We start from the raw sequence: 16,229 nt of genomic DNA, 5'->3' as shown, positions 1-16,229 counted from the left end.
TTTTATAGAAATTAAAGTGTACAGTGATATTTGAGTGCTCTTCTTTGCTAAATACCTTACAGATCTGTTAATTATTAATAGAATCTTAAAAAGAGGAGTATAGTAGATGGAAAAACGAATGGTTTCGTCTGAAAATAGGATTGATATATTAGATGCAATTCGTGGTTTTGCTTTATATGGAATTTTTACTATAAACATCGCTTCATTTACAATTGGTGGTCCACCTGGATTTGTTAAAAGTAGCAATGAAATTGATAATTGGATGACCACAATTTTACTATTACTAGTTGAATCAAAATTTTTTACTCTCTTTTCTTTCTTATTTGGAGTGGGGTTTTCAATTCAACTAATTAATGCGAATATAAAAAATAAATTATTCATTCTACAATTTACTCGTAGATTATTTGGATTATTTTTATTTGGATTAGCGCATATTTATTTTTTATGGGATGGTGATATTTTATTACTTTATGCACTTGTAGGTGGGATCTTACTTTTATTTAGAAATTCTAGTGAAAAAAAACTTATTAAATGGGTAGGTGGGCTACTAATCATACCTATTTGTTTACTTACAATAGTCTTGATTGGAATAACAGTGTTGAGAAATATACCAGAATATGGAATTCAAATACATCATATTGATGTTTCCTTTCTAAATGAATTTAAGAAAGGACAAATTGAGTCCAATAACCCTTTAACAACTAGTTCTTTTTTTGAAGCAGCTAAAGAAAGAATAGTAGGTTATATTGGAATTTTTCCTTTACTATTTTCAAGAATCCCCTCAGTGTTATCTATGTTTTTATTAGGTTATTTTGTAGGGAAAAAAGGATATTTATATGATATAGAAAAAAATAAACAACTAGTTTCCAAAATTGCAAAATGGGGTTTGGTCATTGGTTTATCATTAAATTTCATTATCATTTTCATGTTTGAAACGCTTCCTCCGTTATCAAGTGTAATTGTTTTGTTTTTCAACCAATTCTTAACAGGTCCAATATTATCATTAAGTTTTGCATCATGTTTTATATTATTATTTAAAAATAAGCGTTTTAATAAATTTTTAAAAAACTTTGAGTATACAGGACGATTAGCTCTATCAAATTATATTTTCCAATCTATACTATATTCTATTTTATTCTATGGTTACGGTTTAGGTTTATATGAGAAAATAAGTACCTGGCAAGCAATTGCGATTACATTTGTCATTTATACGATTCAGATTTACTTAAGTAAATTATGGTTAAAATATTTTAGAATAGGACTGTTAGAATGGTTATGGAGAGTGATAACCAAACTAGAAATTCAACCTATAAAAAGATAAATATTAATATTAAATTTTAAATTTAAAAACTCCCTTATTTAACAGTACAACTTGCTAAATAAGGGAGTTTTTGTCCTTTTTTGTAATTTGAAAAGAAGAAATTCTTAAAGTTTAATCCAAGTTATCATTTCTAATATTTAGCTTAAAAATTAAACAGCCTCTTTTTTATTGTGGGCAGTAAAATGTAAGCGTGTACCATCACTTAATTTTTTAGGTATATTAGAATACAACATATTGTATCTAAGATAGAGTCTTAATCCTCTGCCTTTTTTTAAATGCAAAGCTAAAGAAAAAAATATAATTTTCATGAAATATTCCAATTCTACATTCAGAAAAATTTTACCATTTAGTGATAAAGCTGAGCCAATATCCATTGGAATCGGCTTTTTTTTGTAAACAAATCACCGATATGAAATCATCCATTGTTGGAAAATATATACATTAAATAACCATTTTAAGTAAAAAGTCCTGTCCTTTTTTGACAAGAAACCTCTGTTAAAGGACAGATACAATAGTGTGTAATTTCAAAAAAGAAATGATCTTGAATCGTCTGAAATTTATAACAACATTAAATTTTAATTTTGTACTTGATTCATGTAGGACTAAGGTGTATATTAATTGACATATCAATGATTGACCCGTCAAATATTGATGTATCAATAATTATTAACTGTTAATAATATTTCATCATATTTTTTGGAGGTAGCGCGTGCCTAATACAAAAGAAACAAAAGTACTATCACTATTAAAAGAATTAAAAGTTCAAATTGAAACAACATTTGAAAAATGTATGGGTATTAGTCAATCACGATTAGAAATTTTGAATCAATTGTTTGAGTACGGTGAAATTAGTCAATCCCAGCTTCAAAAAACATTAAAGATTGATAGTGCTGCTATTACTAGACATTTAAAACAACTTGAGTTAAATGGAAAGATCACTAGAAGAAAGTGTGAGTCTGATAACAGAATAACCTTAGTTAGATTAACACAAATGGGACAAGATCAAATGTCAAGTTTATGGAAGGAAAAAGTAGAGTTTGTAGAGAACATGCTTATTGGCTTTTCCGAAGAAGAAATTGACTTAACACTTGAATATTTAAACCGTATACAAATAAATATGAACCAAATTAATTCTGGTCGCGATAACTAAATAATACTTAAAAATTAGTAAAGAGGAGAATACAACAATGACTACGACAACATTAACTAATAATTTTAACGAAATTTTAAAAGGAAGACGCTCAATCCGCAAATATGATCCAAATGTTAAAATCCCGGTAGAGGAAATGCATGAAATAATAGAAACAGCTACTTTAGCACCTTCTTCAGTAAACATGCAACCGTGGAGATTCTTAGTAATTGAAAGTGATGAAGCAAAAGCTACATTAGCTCCATTAGCTCGATTTAATCAATCACAAGTTGAAACTTCTTCTGCGATGATTGCACTATTTGGCGATTTAAATAATTTTGACTTTGCTGAAGAAATATATGGTCGTGCAGTTGAATTAGGTTATATGCCAGCAGACGTTAAAGAGAAGCAACTAGAAACACTTAGTGGTTTCTTTGCAAACAGTACTGCAGAGCAAATGAAAGATACTGTTTTAATTGATGGTGGATTGGTAGCAATGCAATTTATGCTAACTGCTCGTGCTTATGGTTATGACACTTGTCCAATCGGTGGCTTTGAAAAAGACAAAATTGCAGAAGCTTTCGGTATGGATAAAGACCGATATGTTCCTGTTATGTTGATATCAATAGGTAAAGCTGTTGATGCAGGATACCAATCTGTGCGTTTACCAGTTGAACGTGTAGCAGAGTGGAAATAAAAAATAAAAAGTAAAATATAATAAAACACAATAAAAAGAAGGTATATATTATGATTATTATTCATGCAAAAATGACAATTGATTCAGCAAAAGAAACGAAATTTTTAGAGGAAATGACTTCGCTTTTAGAATTATCAAGAGCAGAAGAAGGTAACATTTCATACGATTTGACAAAACAAACGGATAGTGAAAATGAATTCATCATGGTCGAAATTTGGAAAGATTTAAATGCTGTAAATGCACATAATACAAGTGCTCATTTTACAGCGTTTGCTGAAAAAGCCTCAGATTACCTTACAGCGCCTATTCAAATAAATCTTTTTGAAGCAAATAAAATAAAGTAATGTATCAATTGGAATCGTGTTAGAAAATAAACAAGACGACAAAACATATATGAACCGTATTATTCTATAAGAGCCTGTAAAGAATAAGGTTCATATTATAAATTAAACCTATCTTAATCCATGTGGTAAGATAGGTTTTTTTCTTCTCAAAATAATAACTTTGAGAGTAAAACATAAGTGGACTTCAATTTCATGTAATCTTAAGTCAAGTTGGATTTAAATTCATATTGCTTATTGGATTCTTACATACATAGAATTATTAAAGCCGATACTAAAATTATGGTGTAAATTACATCATAAACTTCGATGTAGGGGGTAAACTTATATGAATATTCGTGAAGGTTTAATTCCAACAGTTTTAGGCTCTGCTGTAACAGCTACTGGTTATGCATTAAAACAAAAACGAGGAACGAATAAAATGATCGCAAACACAGTTTTTGGTTTTGGTTTAGCCCATATAGTATTAGGTGCCATTGACTTAGTTGAACATCGAAGTTAGATTGAAAGAAGAGAGTGTTAATTTCTTAACACCCTCTTTTCAATCTTTATTAAACAGCATTTTCACTTGCCCAATGTTCGTAAAAAGAGGGGAAAGTTTCCTTTTTTTAGTAATTTGTAGTTTTGGCTACTTCTGTATTATTTGGATCAGATACACGAGTTAAAAAGAAAATACCAATAACAAATAGAATAATTAGACTAAATACACCCATATTAGAATGACCTGTAAGTTGAGCTGTCAAGCCTACTATTAACGGTCCCATGATCGATGCAAATTTACCGAAAATATTATAGAAGCCAAAAAACTCATTTGATTTTTCTTTAGGGACAAGTTTTGCGTAATATGAACGACTTAAAGCTTGGATTCCACCTTGAGATGTGGCAACAAGCATAGCCAAAATCCAAAAGTCTAATGTAGAATTTAAAAAGTAAGCATATATACAAACAATCATATAGATCATGATTCCAACATAAAGCATAATTTTACCGGAAAACTTATCTGCAAGTTTTCCGTAAATAATTGCAAATGGAGCAGCAACAACCTGTGTAACAAACAAAATAATTAATAGATTTGTTGAACTGATTCCAAGGTCAGTTCCATAAGCTGTTGACATCGTAATAATCGTCCCAACACCATCGATATAAAAGAAATATGCAAGTAAAAATATAAATAAAGCACGATATTGTCGGATATTTTTAAAGGTTTTTCCTAGCCTCTTAAAGCTATTTAATACAGGATTTTGTTCAGGTTCAATATAATAATTTTGACGAACGTTTCGTAACAAAGGAATTGTAAAAATACCCCACCAAACAGCAGTTATGAGAAAGGCAATTTGACTTGCGAGAGTTGTTGAAATAGAAAGTATCTCCTTTTGAGCTAATACGATTAAAGCTATACTAATGATAAAAGGGATTGTGCTACCTATATATCCTAGACTATACCCCCGAGCGGATACCTTATTCATACGTTCTTTTGACGTTACATCTACCAAAAAAGCGTCATAAAATACATTCGCACCAGCAAAGCCAATAGCTGTAAGCGTATAACAAATCAATAATAACAGCCAATTATCATTAGGAATAATAGTAAGTAATGCAGTAAAAGAAACACCGAGAGAAAAAAAGAAAGTAAAGAGCCTCTTTTTAAATCCTTTATAGTCGGCAATTGTTCCAAGAATTGGACCTAACATAGCTAATATGAATGTAGAAATTGCGATCGTATAACCTAAATAAGCAGTAGAATCAGAAGCGCTTATTCCTGCTTTTGAAGCAGAAGCTTTATAAAAAAGAGGGAATACCGCAGTGCTAATAATAATGGAATAAGCTGAATTGGCCCAATCGTAGAAAATCCAACTATTTTCTTGCTTCGTAAAACTCTTCATGAGTTTTTTCCTCCCAATGATTAGTAACTGCTATTTAATATAATAGATACTACTAATATTTTATTTATCCTCTACAGTTTTCAGTATATAATCTAAAAATTCACTGTATAAATAGTGGACAAGAGGAGAATCCGTAAGATTTCGGGACACGTGGCTAAAGAAAAACACAAAAAAAGGTAAAAAAGTCGTAGATGTTAATACATTATTTCCCACTTCTATGTTATCTTAGTTATATACACAATTCTTGGAGGTTACGAGTAATGAAATCTACATTAAATGATACTACAAATGAGAAACTCCCATATTCAAGAACCAATCCATTTCCAGCGAAGGTTCTAAAAAATATTAATTTAAATGGAACTGACTCAAACAAGGAAACAAGGCATATTGAATTATCATTGAAAGGGTCAGGATTTACTTATGTTCCAGGTGCTGCACTTGGTGTGATTCCTTCAAATGATCCTGAGCTAGTTGCTGCTCTTATAAATGAAATGAAATGGGATGAAGAAGCAGTTGTAACTGTTGGTAAGCAAGGTGAAACACTATCTTTAAAAGAAGCGCTTACATCCTATTTTGAAATTACACTGTTAACGAAGAAAATATTACAACAAGCTGCTGTATTTACAGAAAACGAAGAGTTGAAAAACCTTGTGTTGGTTGAAAATGCAACTCAACTAAAGGAATATTGCAATGGGCGAGATTTACTTGATATGTTACGTGATTTTGGTCCATGGAGTGCATCTGCTCAAGAGATCGTTTCATTATTAAGAAAAATGACTCCACGACTTTATTCAATCGCAAGTAGTATTGCTGCAAATCCAGATGAAGTTCATCTAACAATTGGTGCAGTACGCTACACTGCACACGGACGCGAGCGAAAAGGTGTTTGTTCTGTTTTATGTTCAGAACGTATTAAAGAAGGAGATACTCTTCCAGTCTATGTTCAAGCAAATAAACACTTCTATTTGCCAGAGTCTGGGGACAAAGATATTATTATGGTTGGACCTGGAACGGGGATTGCACCATTCCGTTCGTTTATCCAGGAAAGAGCAGTCAATAAAGTCACTGGCCGTTCATGGTTATTTTTTGGAGACCAGCATGAAGCGTCAGATTTCCTTTATAGAAGCGAGTTAGAAAAATATCAACAAGATGGAGTATTGACAAAAATTGATACTGCATTCTCCCGTGATACAGATCAAAAAGTTTATGTACAGCATAAAATGCTTGAAAACAGCAAAGAATTGTTTGAATGGATCGAAAAAGGAGCTTATTTCTACGTTTGTGGAGATAAAGAATATATGGCGAAAGACGTCAACGAAGCGCTTATTACGATTCTTGAAAAAGAAGGTGCGATGGAACGCGATGCAGCTGAAGCGCATCTTAAAGATATGCAGAAGCAAGGGCGTTATCAACGTGATGTGTATTAAGATTTAAAGGTATTCATTAGATAGGTATTTTATAACAAAAAGTAATCCTTTGTTCCAGCTGGTACAAAGGGTTACTTTTTTTAATGGTTTTAAGGTCAATTTTTTGCTCTAACGCCTATATTTATTGCGAATTTCCATTTTTTATATACCTTTTCTAAATCTTTAGTCTCCATAATAAGGGAAGACATGCCTTAGCATCTGATGAAAAAAATTATGGTCTCTATCTTAACTCTTTCTTCAACTAATACATACCTTGGTATCTAGATAAATTTTTCACATGTTTAATGTAACAATAGACATTTTTTAGCTGCATATATTAACTAATAAAAGAATAATAGTAAAATTGTAGAAATAAATAACTGTACGATTAATAGAAAGAACATATTTGTTTTTTTAAAAGACAATGTTTTTATTTTAAATTATAAAAGGGGGGAGAAAAGTTGAGTTATATAGATTCATTACTAAATCGACAAGTATTTGTACTTCTATCTGGAGATATTGCTTTTGAAGGTATTTTAACTGATGCAGGACAAGACATACTTGTATTATATAATGGTCAAAAATATTATTATATCCCTTGGATTCATGTTCATCGAGTACATTTATGTCAGCATATTAAAGATAAGATAGATACTCCTAACGAGCCTTCAATTGCAAATGAAATAGAAACAATTTCCTACAGAAAAGTATTAACAAATGCGAGAGGGATTTTCTCGGAAATATATGTTACGGGTAATTTGACCTTTCATGGCTATATAACAAGTGTTTTAAGTGACTATATCGTTTTTTATTCACCAGTATTTAAAATGATGTATATCTCATTATCTCATCTAAAGTGGCTCTCACCATATCATCAAAATGTAACACCTTACTCAATTGATAATGCAAACTTTCCAATAAATCCATCGAAAATCTCCCCTGTGCGCTCTTTTGAATCCCAATTAAAAAAAGAAGAAGGAAAACTAGTTATTTTTGATGGTGGAAATGATCCGATGAAAATTGGTTTGCTGAATACGATTGAAAATAGTGTAATTGAATTATCGGTCGCAAGTGGGGAGGTAGTTTATTTAAGACTTAACCATATTAAGTCTGTTCATTTGCCTTAAATGAATTGGTTTTTTATGAAACACTAACTGATAGGGAAGCTCTTATTTTAGAGCTTCCCTTTTTAATCGGTTTCTTATAGTAAAAAATATTTTAATATAATGAATCAGAATAAAAGATAATTTCTAGTTTATATAATTAGAAAAAATATAAATCGGAGTAGATCATTTCAAATGTAAGTTAAATACCCATTTAATGTGATATTTATTGTGATTTTTAAATAAGGATTGATGGGCAATTGTTACCTTAGTTATTTATCTTTAAGGGGCATTTGCATTATATAGGTAAAACAACCATCTTCTATAAAATAATGAAATCATCTAAAACATCATTGTTATATTTGAATAACAATATAACAAATGGACAAGTTTCATTGGAAAATATTTTATAAGAAGGTGAGTTTTATGAATTTCGAAATTCTAATGAGTGCTTCTGTATTTCTATTAACGATGGCGGTCATTTTTTGGAGACCAAAAGGTATAAATGAAGCATGGCCTGCTGCAATTGGAGCAGTAATCATTTTAGTGACTGGGATTGTAACAAAAAGTAATTTGATCGATATTGTACACAAAATTGGTGAAGCTTCTATTACAATTATCGCAACGATTGTCATGGCGATTATTTTAGAAAGTTTTGGATTTTTCCATTGGTCTGCTGCTAGACTTGCTAGATTAGCTAAAGGGTCAGGGCGCAGATTATACTGGTATATCCAGCTTTTATGCTTTTTAATGACATTACTTTTTAATAATGATGGTAGTATTTTAATTACAACGCCGATTTTAATTCTCCTATTAAAAAATTTACGTTTAAAACCACATCAACAAATTCCATATCTTCTTAGCGGAGCATTAATTGCCACAGCTTCAAGTGCACCAATCGGTGTAAGTAATATCGTAAACTTAATCGCATTAAAAATTGTTCATATGACACTTTATATGCATACAGCTATGATGTTTGTCCCTGCAAGTACAGGATTGTTATTTATGTCATGGCTAATGTATATGGTATTAAGGAACAAATTACCAAAACAATTGCCGGTGTCAACCGATGACATAGAAGAGTCATTTTTTATGAAAAATTTTCATCCTTTAAAAGGCAAAATGTCAGTAGAAACAAAACAAAAAAGAACTAAATTTATGTTAAAGGTATTAGGATTTGTTTTCCTAATGCGCTGCTTATTATTCGTCGCGTCATTTCTAGGAATACCGATTCAATATGTAGCAGTTTTAGGTTCACTCGTCTTATTACTTTGGAGATGGTATCACTTACGGACAAGCCCTGTTGATATCTTAAAAAAGACACCTTGGCATATTTTAGTCTTTGCTTTTTCGATGTATGTGATAATTTATGGTCTCCATAATGCTGGTTTAACGGCAGCTTTAGTAAAATTCTGTGAGCCAATCGTAAATCAAGGCTTATTTCAAGCAAGCTTTATCATGGGAGGTTTAGTTTCAATCCTATCTAATCTGTTTAATAATCATCCAGCTTTAATGGTTGGAACTATTACATTAACAGAAATGGGGCTTGATCCAATTACATTAAAGACAATTTATTTAGCTAATATTATCGGTAGTGATATTGGATCGTTATTACTTCCAGTTGGTACTTTAGCATCCCTAATTTGGATGCACATATTAAAGCAAAATAAAATTAAGGTGAAATGGAAGGATTATCTAAATGTATCATTAATTGTCATACCATTAACAACAATCGTAACGTTGTTTCTACTATACTATTGGGTGCAATTAGTTTTCGCCTAATAAACAATGACAATCTAATAGAAAGAGGAGATGCAAGTGAGTGAGGTACAATCATTAGTTGGAGAAAAAATTTATGTACAATTATCAGGTGGTAATTATTTTGAAGGAATACTAACAGATTATGGTAGAGACGTCCTAGTATTGTACAACGGAAAAAAATACTATTATATTCCATGGCTTCACGTTCACAGGGTTAGTCTAAGCAGCAATTATAAAGACAAAATAGATAAACCGACTGGACCGTCAATAGCAGAAGATATTGGAACAATCTCTTATCGTAAAATATTATCAAATGCAAAAGGGATCTTTGCAGAGATATATGTTACAGGTAATATCACATTTCATGGAAATATTATAAACGTATTAAGTGACTATATCGTGTTTTATTCACCAGTATTTAAAATGTTGTATATCCCTTTATCACATTTAAAATGGTTAACACCATATAGCCATAATGCCAACCCCTATAACTCTAAAATCAATCTATTACCTGAAAATGCAAATTTGTCATTTTCACGCTTGTTTGATACACAATTAAAAAAAGAAGAAGGAAAATTTGTCGTATTTGATGGGGGGCTTGATCCAATGAAAATTGGAATACTCAAGAGTGTAGAAGATGGTGTCATTGAATTAATTGTAGCAAGTGGAGAGGTCACTTTATTGAGGTTGAATCATATTAAATCATATCACTTACCATAGCAAATGAATTTCGAAAAAGATATTTATTATCCTCTTCCTTGTCAATCTTTTTCCAGTTTTCTTTATCATAAATGATGTGGTTCTGAGAATAAGTCTATGGTGTTTAGTTAAAATGGGAAGTGAATTTGAGGCCACCTTTCTATAGATGGTTTTTTAATAATTAAGTATTTTAGTAGAGAAAAGTAATGGGTTTGAAGAGAAGATAGGTTTGATTTCAATTTTGTTTAGTGAGCTAAGTGTCAAATCTTACAAATTTTAAAATCGTTAAACATTCACTTTCGCTGAATTGAAAGATAATTGCTTCTATTTATGAAATCACATCTACCATTAAAAAAACCACCAGTCAAAATGCTGGTGGTTTTTGATGTGTGTAGTTTTACTGTAATTGATCTTAACCTAATGGTGCAGTAAAATCTTCTAATGTTTTCCCTTTATATTTTGTTACTGGCTGAATATGTCCAGAAGGAGCGTCAGGGTTTTGCATTAAATAGTTTTTCTTAACGTAATCAAGGTCTTTCGCATTTACGACTCCATCAAAGTTGATATCAGCTTCTCGGTCATTTGTATTAAGCTTGTTAGTAATGTAGACTGCATCAAGTATATCGATGACATTATCATGGTTAACATCTCCAGCTCGCATAGTAGCGTAGTAAAAATACTTTAATTTTCCAGCTGCCATTCCATCATAGGTATCGACCATTTCATCAACTTTTACATGTCTTTCGAAGTGGCCAGGTATTTTAATAACGATTTCATAGGATTGGTCTAGTAATGGCAGATTCTTTACTGAGAATCTTGCAGCACTATTGATTGTTGCATCATAACGTTTTCCATCTGTGCCACCAATGACATACACTTCTGCTCCAACTTTTGAATAGTCTTTTTTAGGATCTAACCAAATTTGATTGCTTGGGATAAAGCCGTCTGGCAAGAATCCACCTTCAAGAATTGAATAGGTTGGAATAATATTTAATCCTCTACCAAACTTGTTGGTAATTGTCGTTTGTGGTTGTCCTAAAATATTTGCCTTTGCAGTTTGAAAACCAAATTGTTGAACCCACTTTGTATAGACACTTGGAGCATCCTTCACTTTGAAAGTAAGTGTGGCAATAGGCATATTTGCATTGATTCCAGATGAAGGGGTAGTTCCATCTAAATTTGTCACTAATTTAACCCAGTTGTTTGATGTATCAGTTTTAAGATCTTGTGCTGTTAGTTTGGCTGTAAGTCCCATGGACTTCGCAGCATTTACATATTCATTATTTAACTCAGCGCTTTGGAAATCAAATAGTTGATAAGGATAAGCGATAGTAAACTCGCCACCCATGAAATTTTTAATATTTTGTTCGTTTAATGTTACTTTAACTGTTTCACCATATTTTGCATTACTTTTGTCAGCCGTTAACTTCATGTATGGAAGGCCTTTTCTGATCAATGTGTAAGTAAAATCAGGATGATTTTGAACGCCGTTCGTAGCAATATCCTGAGATTGTAGAGTCATTGTTGAAAAATCTCTTCCAGCTTGAATCATTCTTGTGTATTCAAAGTTTCCTTTACTGTCAACAACTAACGGTACGTTACCAGATGGGTTTGTAGCAGAGGTAACATTTACTTTATTATTAGATTGATCAATATTTTCGCCGTTTTTATTCCATAGGTCAATGGAAGAATCAGTAATATTCCCACTGATTTTTAATCCAGTATCATCTACTTCATATACTCCACCTGGTACATTTGTTTTTAACGTAGGTAGTGTATTATCAATAATGATTTGTTTGGACTTTTTAAAGACTTTTCCATCTTCATTTGTACCAATAATTTCAATCTCGTATCTGCCTGGTGAAGCAAGTGATTTAGTAATGTGAACTGGCTGGTCAGGATTTCCAGTGAATGGAAAGTAAAGTCCATTAAATCCAGCATCCAAACCAAAAGTCTTCCCTTCATTAAACCCATCATCGAAAGAATCAATAATCCCCAATTCTTGACCAGTATCTGCATTTTTCAATACGATATCAACAGTCTCCATGCGGCTCTTCAGAGAGAAAGCAATTCCAGTTCCTCCATTTATTGCAAAAGGTAAATCTCTTCTTGTATTAAAGGCTTTCGTTGTTAAAAATACATCTTGTATTCCTTGCTCCATTTTATTTAATCCAAATGGGATTTGATAAACTTCATTACTGTCATCTTTATTTGTAAAATAAATAGTTCCTTCATATAAACCTAACTCAGCAGTTGCTGGAACATGTAGCTTAGGCATAATTTTTGAAGTGCCATTTACTTTAGCAGTGACTTCAGAAGGCATGTCCAAAGAAATGCCATTTTTTTCTGCATCTTGATCATAACCTGGAATCTTATTGAATTTAACTTTAACGTCAAATACTTTGTTTTTATTTGAGTTGTTTGTAATCTCAATTGACTTTTTGTCTTTATAGTCCTTATCAGTCGTTACGATTGCTCCATAGCTTAAGTCACCGGATGTTTCTGAAATCATAACTTTTTGACCATCTTCCATTGTTGCTACTTCGTCCTTAACCCCAATTTGAATAGAAGTGTGGACAGCTTCGTCCGTATCTATTCTTCCTGAACCCTTTTCGAATACACTATAAGACCCGTTTAATTCATCCGCTGTATTCATTAGAGCTAACTTAACTTGCTGAGGTGTATAGTCAGGATGGGCTTGTAAAATCAAGGCAGCAGAGCCTGCAACATGTGGCGCAGCCATTGAAGTACCGTCAAATCTTGCATATGCATGCTCATAATCATCCTTATGAGCTGCTCCGTTGTAGTAAGCAGGAATTGAAGAAAATACGGCAACACCTGGCGCAGTGATTTCAGGTTTAATATCATAATATCTTCTTGCTGGACCTCTCGAACTAAAGTCAGCTAATTTATCACCTTCTGATTCAAATGTTCCAAAATCATTCATAGTGAGGTTAACGGCACCTTTATTTAACATATTGATCAGTTTTATACCTTGATCATTTGGAATGCTAAAGGTCGGGATAAAATCAAAATTGTTTCCAAAATAATATGGAATATAAGTCTCACCTGGAATATTATTGAACATTATGACAGCTTTGGCTCCATTTGCCTTTGCATTTTTAATTTTTACATTTAATGTTAAATCCCCACGTTCCATCAGTACAATCTTATCCTTCACATTTTTACCAGTGAAATCATATGTGTTTCCTTTTCCAACAAAAACAATTGGAAGAGTAGATCCTTTTAACGTATTGATATCAGAATAATCAGTAGCCATCATTCTCATATTGTCTAATTTAAATGTCTCATTTACTGAATTTGCAACTGCGTTATTAGTTTGAATTGTGATTGGAGAGCTGTTCGCACCAACTGTTATACCAAGTGCTGAAGAAGCAGGGCTACCAATTGTATATTTTCCACCAGTTCCACCATTACCTGCAGCAATAACACAAACTGTTCCAGCTAACGTTGCATTATTAATTGCAACTGACATGGGGTCTAGAGGGTTGGTTATACCTGCTCCTAAAGACAAGTTGATAACATCCATTTTATCTTCTACCGCTTTATCGATCCCTGCAATAATGTTACTATCTCCACCAGACCCATACGGTCCAAGAACCTTATAACCATAAAGTTCAACTTGTGGAGCAACACCTGTTACGGCGAAATTTGAATGATTTTTTCCAGTACCAGCAATGATACCCGATACGTGTGTCCCATGAGCTGTGTAGTATGGTTCACCCGAAAGCTGATTAAATTCTGGTTGGCCAGATTTTTTCCAATCATCATAGCTTGTTTCCATTGGATCTGAATCGTTGTTTACAAAGTCATATCCACCTTTATAAACATCTTTTAAGTCTGGGTGAGTATAATCGATTCCAGTATCGATGACTCCTACCTTTACACCCTTTCCAGTAATCCCTTCGTTATGTAGTTTTTTGGCACCAATTTGTTCCATATTATTTAAATTTATGGAAGAATTGTTTGCAGGCTCTCCGTTTTGTTCTACGAGCGGTTCTACTGAAACTTCTTTATCTTCGTATACCGCTTTTACAGAATCTAAGTTTAATAGTTCTTTTACCTGATTAGCAGGTAAAGTCATTGAAACTCCATTGAAAACATACTTGTATTCTCGTTTAATATCAGCGGAATTATTTAATTTGGAATTACCATTTAGCTGATCCTTAAATTTTTTATGAGATTCATCTACTAGTTTCAGAGAATCATCAAGAGTTGCCGTAATTCCATTTGATTGTTTTTCCTTGTAATCAATCTCAGAAGGAGCTTGTTTAAATTGAACAATAACATTTAATGGAGTATCTTCATTTAAATTCACATCTGGTGAAATCATAAGTCCTGTATAGTCTGTCTCTTGCATACTATGAATTCTTTCGCGATCAGCATTGGATATATTTTTTATGTAACTGTCAATATCCTTAATAGTAGTACTGGAATCTGTCACTGCAAAAGATGTCTGTCCGGGTATAAAACATGTTGCTAGAATACTTGTTGATAATGCCCCGACCGACATGACTTTCATAATTTTTTTGTTTCTACTATTCCCCATAAAACCTCTCCCTTTTCATACAATATTTAATGATTAATATATTTGTAAAAATGTGTTGTTTTCGTCCGAGTTACGATCCTTCACATTTCATACACGGAATGAACTTTGAAAGATGAAGATAACTGTCGTAAGAGTTTCAAATTATTTAAAACTAAATATTCCGAATCATCTAACAATTAATATTATATTTAGACATGGCTTTAAAATATATTGGGGGAAATATATTAAAAAATGGTTTGTATTTTCTTAAAATTTCATGCCGAAACACTTAGATTCTGTTACATTTTGTAGAAAAAAATGAAAGAAATAAAAATTCCCCCGAATTCACTGTATTTTTTTTGCGGATTATTCGACATCGAATTCGGGGGAATATCTGGTATTAACGTAGGAAAATGAAATTGAGATTACGTATAAGAAATGAAATTGAGTAATTCGACTTAGTTTTTCATATTTTAAATGGTGAGCTATGACTTAAGAAGTATTTTTAGACGGCTGAAAGCAAAAACAAATATTATTTTGGAAGAGATTGTTACAAGTATTGAATTATGAAGAGCTGTATAAAGGAATAAATGTAGATTTAACACAGACCTAGTTCAGCCATCGAAAACAAGCATTAACCCGTATTATTTAGGACTAAGAATGTTTAAAGATGTTGAAGAGCAATATAATAATCCAAAAAAAGAAATGAAAGATAAAGCGTTAAACCTGGCAACGGACGAGAAAAGATGTTTAAAGTACGAGAGTTTGAGTCCGGTAGTTCATTTATTCCAAACTACTTACCTAAAGAACTCGTCATGCGGGAAGATTGTATTTATTCCAACGACAAAGTAAGGAATATAAAGTCACTGATAAGGCATGGGAAAAAGTAAGGGATCAGTTATTGTCAGCAGGGTAAATGGAGGATTTCCATACATCGTTCTATAAGAAGGTGACTATTAAAAAATATTGAGCTTTATTTCAAACATTTCTATGAAAATATGAAACTTGATGTGTAGTGTGTGGGGAAGGTAATGCCTTATATTCATCAGTTGCGGGGTAGAGGAGTTCATTTAGAGACGAAAATTGAGAATAAGTACAGTATTTAGTTATGATGAGAAGAATATTCTTCTGAAATATAGTTAGAAGCTGACTTAAAAGGTCGTTGAAAAAAGACTTTTTTGAGTCAGTTTTTCATTTCACTATAATTTTTGAAGTTTTTTTAGGAATTCTTTGTTTTCTAACCGAATGAAATCTTCTCAACTTTTCCTTATTTTCATCTGTTTCTTGTAATTGAATTACCATTTTTTAGATTATGGCCAACACAAATCCAAAGCGTAGTT

General features: G+C 32.1%; 11 protein-coding genes and 1 pseudogene. 10 read left to right on the top strand and 2 right to left on the bottom strand.

Features of this window, described 5'->3' with window-relative positions; all coding sequences use genetic code 11:
• The first annotated feature begins 106 nt into the window (after positions 1 to 106).
• From MY490_RS13295 to MY490_RS13275, 5 genes are all read left to right on the top strand, one after another.
• Positions 107 to 1,321 carry a DUF418 domain-containing protein gene (locus MY490_RS13295; protein WP_248266153.1) on the top strand — a complete coding sequence of 405 codons (1,215 nt, stop codon included), beginning with the start codon at positions 107 to 109 and terminating at the stop codon, positions 1,319 to 1,321.
• 709 nt (positions 1,322 to 2,030) lie between these two features.
• Positions 2,031 to 2,471, top strand: a complete 441-nt coding sequence (locus tag MY490_RS13290; RefSeq protein WP_248266152.1) for a MarR family winged helix-turn-helix transcriptional regulator — start codon at positions 2,031 to 2,033, stop codon at positions 2,469 to 2,471.
• Between the two features lie 37 nt (positions 2,472 to 2,508).
• Entirely contained in the window at positions 2,509 to 3,147 is a 639-nt protein-coding gene (locus MY490_RS13285; RefSeq protein WP_248266151.1) for a nitroreductase family protein, read from the top strand.
• Positions 3,148 to 3,197: 50 nt separating this feature from the next.
• The gene (locus MY490_RS13280) at positions 3,198 to 3,491 is read left to right on the top strand and encodes a putative quinol monooxygenase (protein WP_248266150.1); all 294 of its coding nucleotides are present in this window, start codon (positions 3,198 to 3,200) and stop codon (positions 3,489 to 3,491) included.
• A gap of 325 nt (positions 3,492 to 3,816) precedes the next feature.
• Positions 3,817 to 3,990 (top strand): hypothetical protein, encoded by a 174-nt coding sequence (locus MY490_RS13275; protein ID WP_025671792.1) that lies wholly within the window; start codon positions 3,817 to 3,819, stop codon positions 3,988 to 3,990.
• Positions 3,991 to 4,096: 106 nt separating this feature from the next.
• Here the strand turns inward: MY490_RS13275 and MY490_RS13270 are convergent, their stop codons facing one another.
• Positions 4,097 to 5,371: an MFS transporter gene (locus MY490_RS13270; protein ID WP_248266149.1), complete on the bottom strand. Its 1,275-nt coding sequence runs from the start codon at positions 5,369 to 5,371 to the stop codon at positions 4,097 to 4,099.
• Positions 5,372 to 5,631: 260 nt separating this feature from the next.
• Here MY490_RS13270 and MY490_RS13265 point away from each other — a divergent pair, with 260 nt between their 5' ends.
• From MY490_RS13265 to MY490_RS13250, 4 genes are all read left to right on the top strand, one after another.
• Positions 5,632 to 6,798 carry a sulfite reductase subunit alpha gene (locus tag MY490_RS13265; RefSeq protein WP_248266148.1) on the top strand — a complete coding sequence of 389 codons (1,167 nt, stop codon included), beginning with the start codon at positions 5,632 to 5,634 and terminating at the stop codon, positions 6,796 to 6,798.
• 440 nt (positions 6,799 to 7,238) lie between these two features.
• Entirely contained in the window at positions 7,239 to 7,904 is a 666-nt protein-coding gene (locus MY490_RS13260) for a DUF2642 domain-containing protein (protein ID WP_248266147.1), read from the top strand.
• A 402-nt stretch (positions 7,905 to 8,306) separates the two neighbouring features.
• Positions 8,307 to 9,662 (top strand): arsenic transporter, encoded by a 1,356-nt coding sequence (locus MY490_RS13255; protein ID WP_248266146.1) that lies wholly within the window; start codon positions 8,307 to 8,309, stop codon positions 9,660 to 9,662.
• 36 nt (positions 9,663 to 9,698) lie between these two features.
• Positions 9,699 to 10,361: a DUF2642 domain-containing protein gene (locus MY490_RS13250; protein ID WP_248266145.1), complete on the top strand. Its 663-nt coding sequence runs from the start codon at positions 9,699 to 9,701 to the stop codon at positions 10,359 to 10,361.
• Positions 10,362 to 10,752: 391 nt separating this feature from the next.
• Here the strand turns inward: MY490_RS13250 and MY490_RS13245 are convergent, their stop codons facing one another.
• Positions 10,753 to 14,910, bottom strand: coding sequence for a S8 family serine peptidase (locus tag MY490_RS13245; RefSeq protein WP_248266144.1), 4,158 nt, complete (start codon positions 14,908 to 14,910; stop codon positions 10,753 to 10,755).
• Positions 14,911 to 15,483: 573 nt separating this feature from the next.
• On the opposite strand from MY490_RS13245, the pseudogene MY490_RS13240 reads away from it, so the two are divergent.
• Positions 15,484 to 16,032: pseudogene (locus tag MY490_RS13240) on the top strand (SpoVR family protein); the annotation flags it as partial.
• Positions 16,033 to 16,229 lie beyond the last annotated feature (197 nt).

This window comes from Gottfriedia acidiceleris (genome assembly GCF_023115465.1).
Classification (GTDB): Bacteria; Bacillota; Bacilli; order Bacillales; family Bacillaceae_G; genus Gottfriedia; species Gottfriedia acidiceleris_B.
Note: the sequence above shows the minus strand (reverse complement) of the source record. Positions and strands in the feature narration are given on the sequence as shown.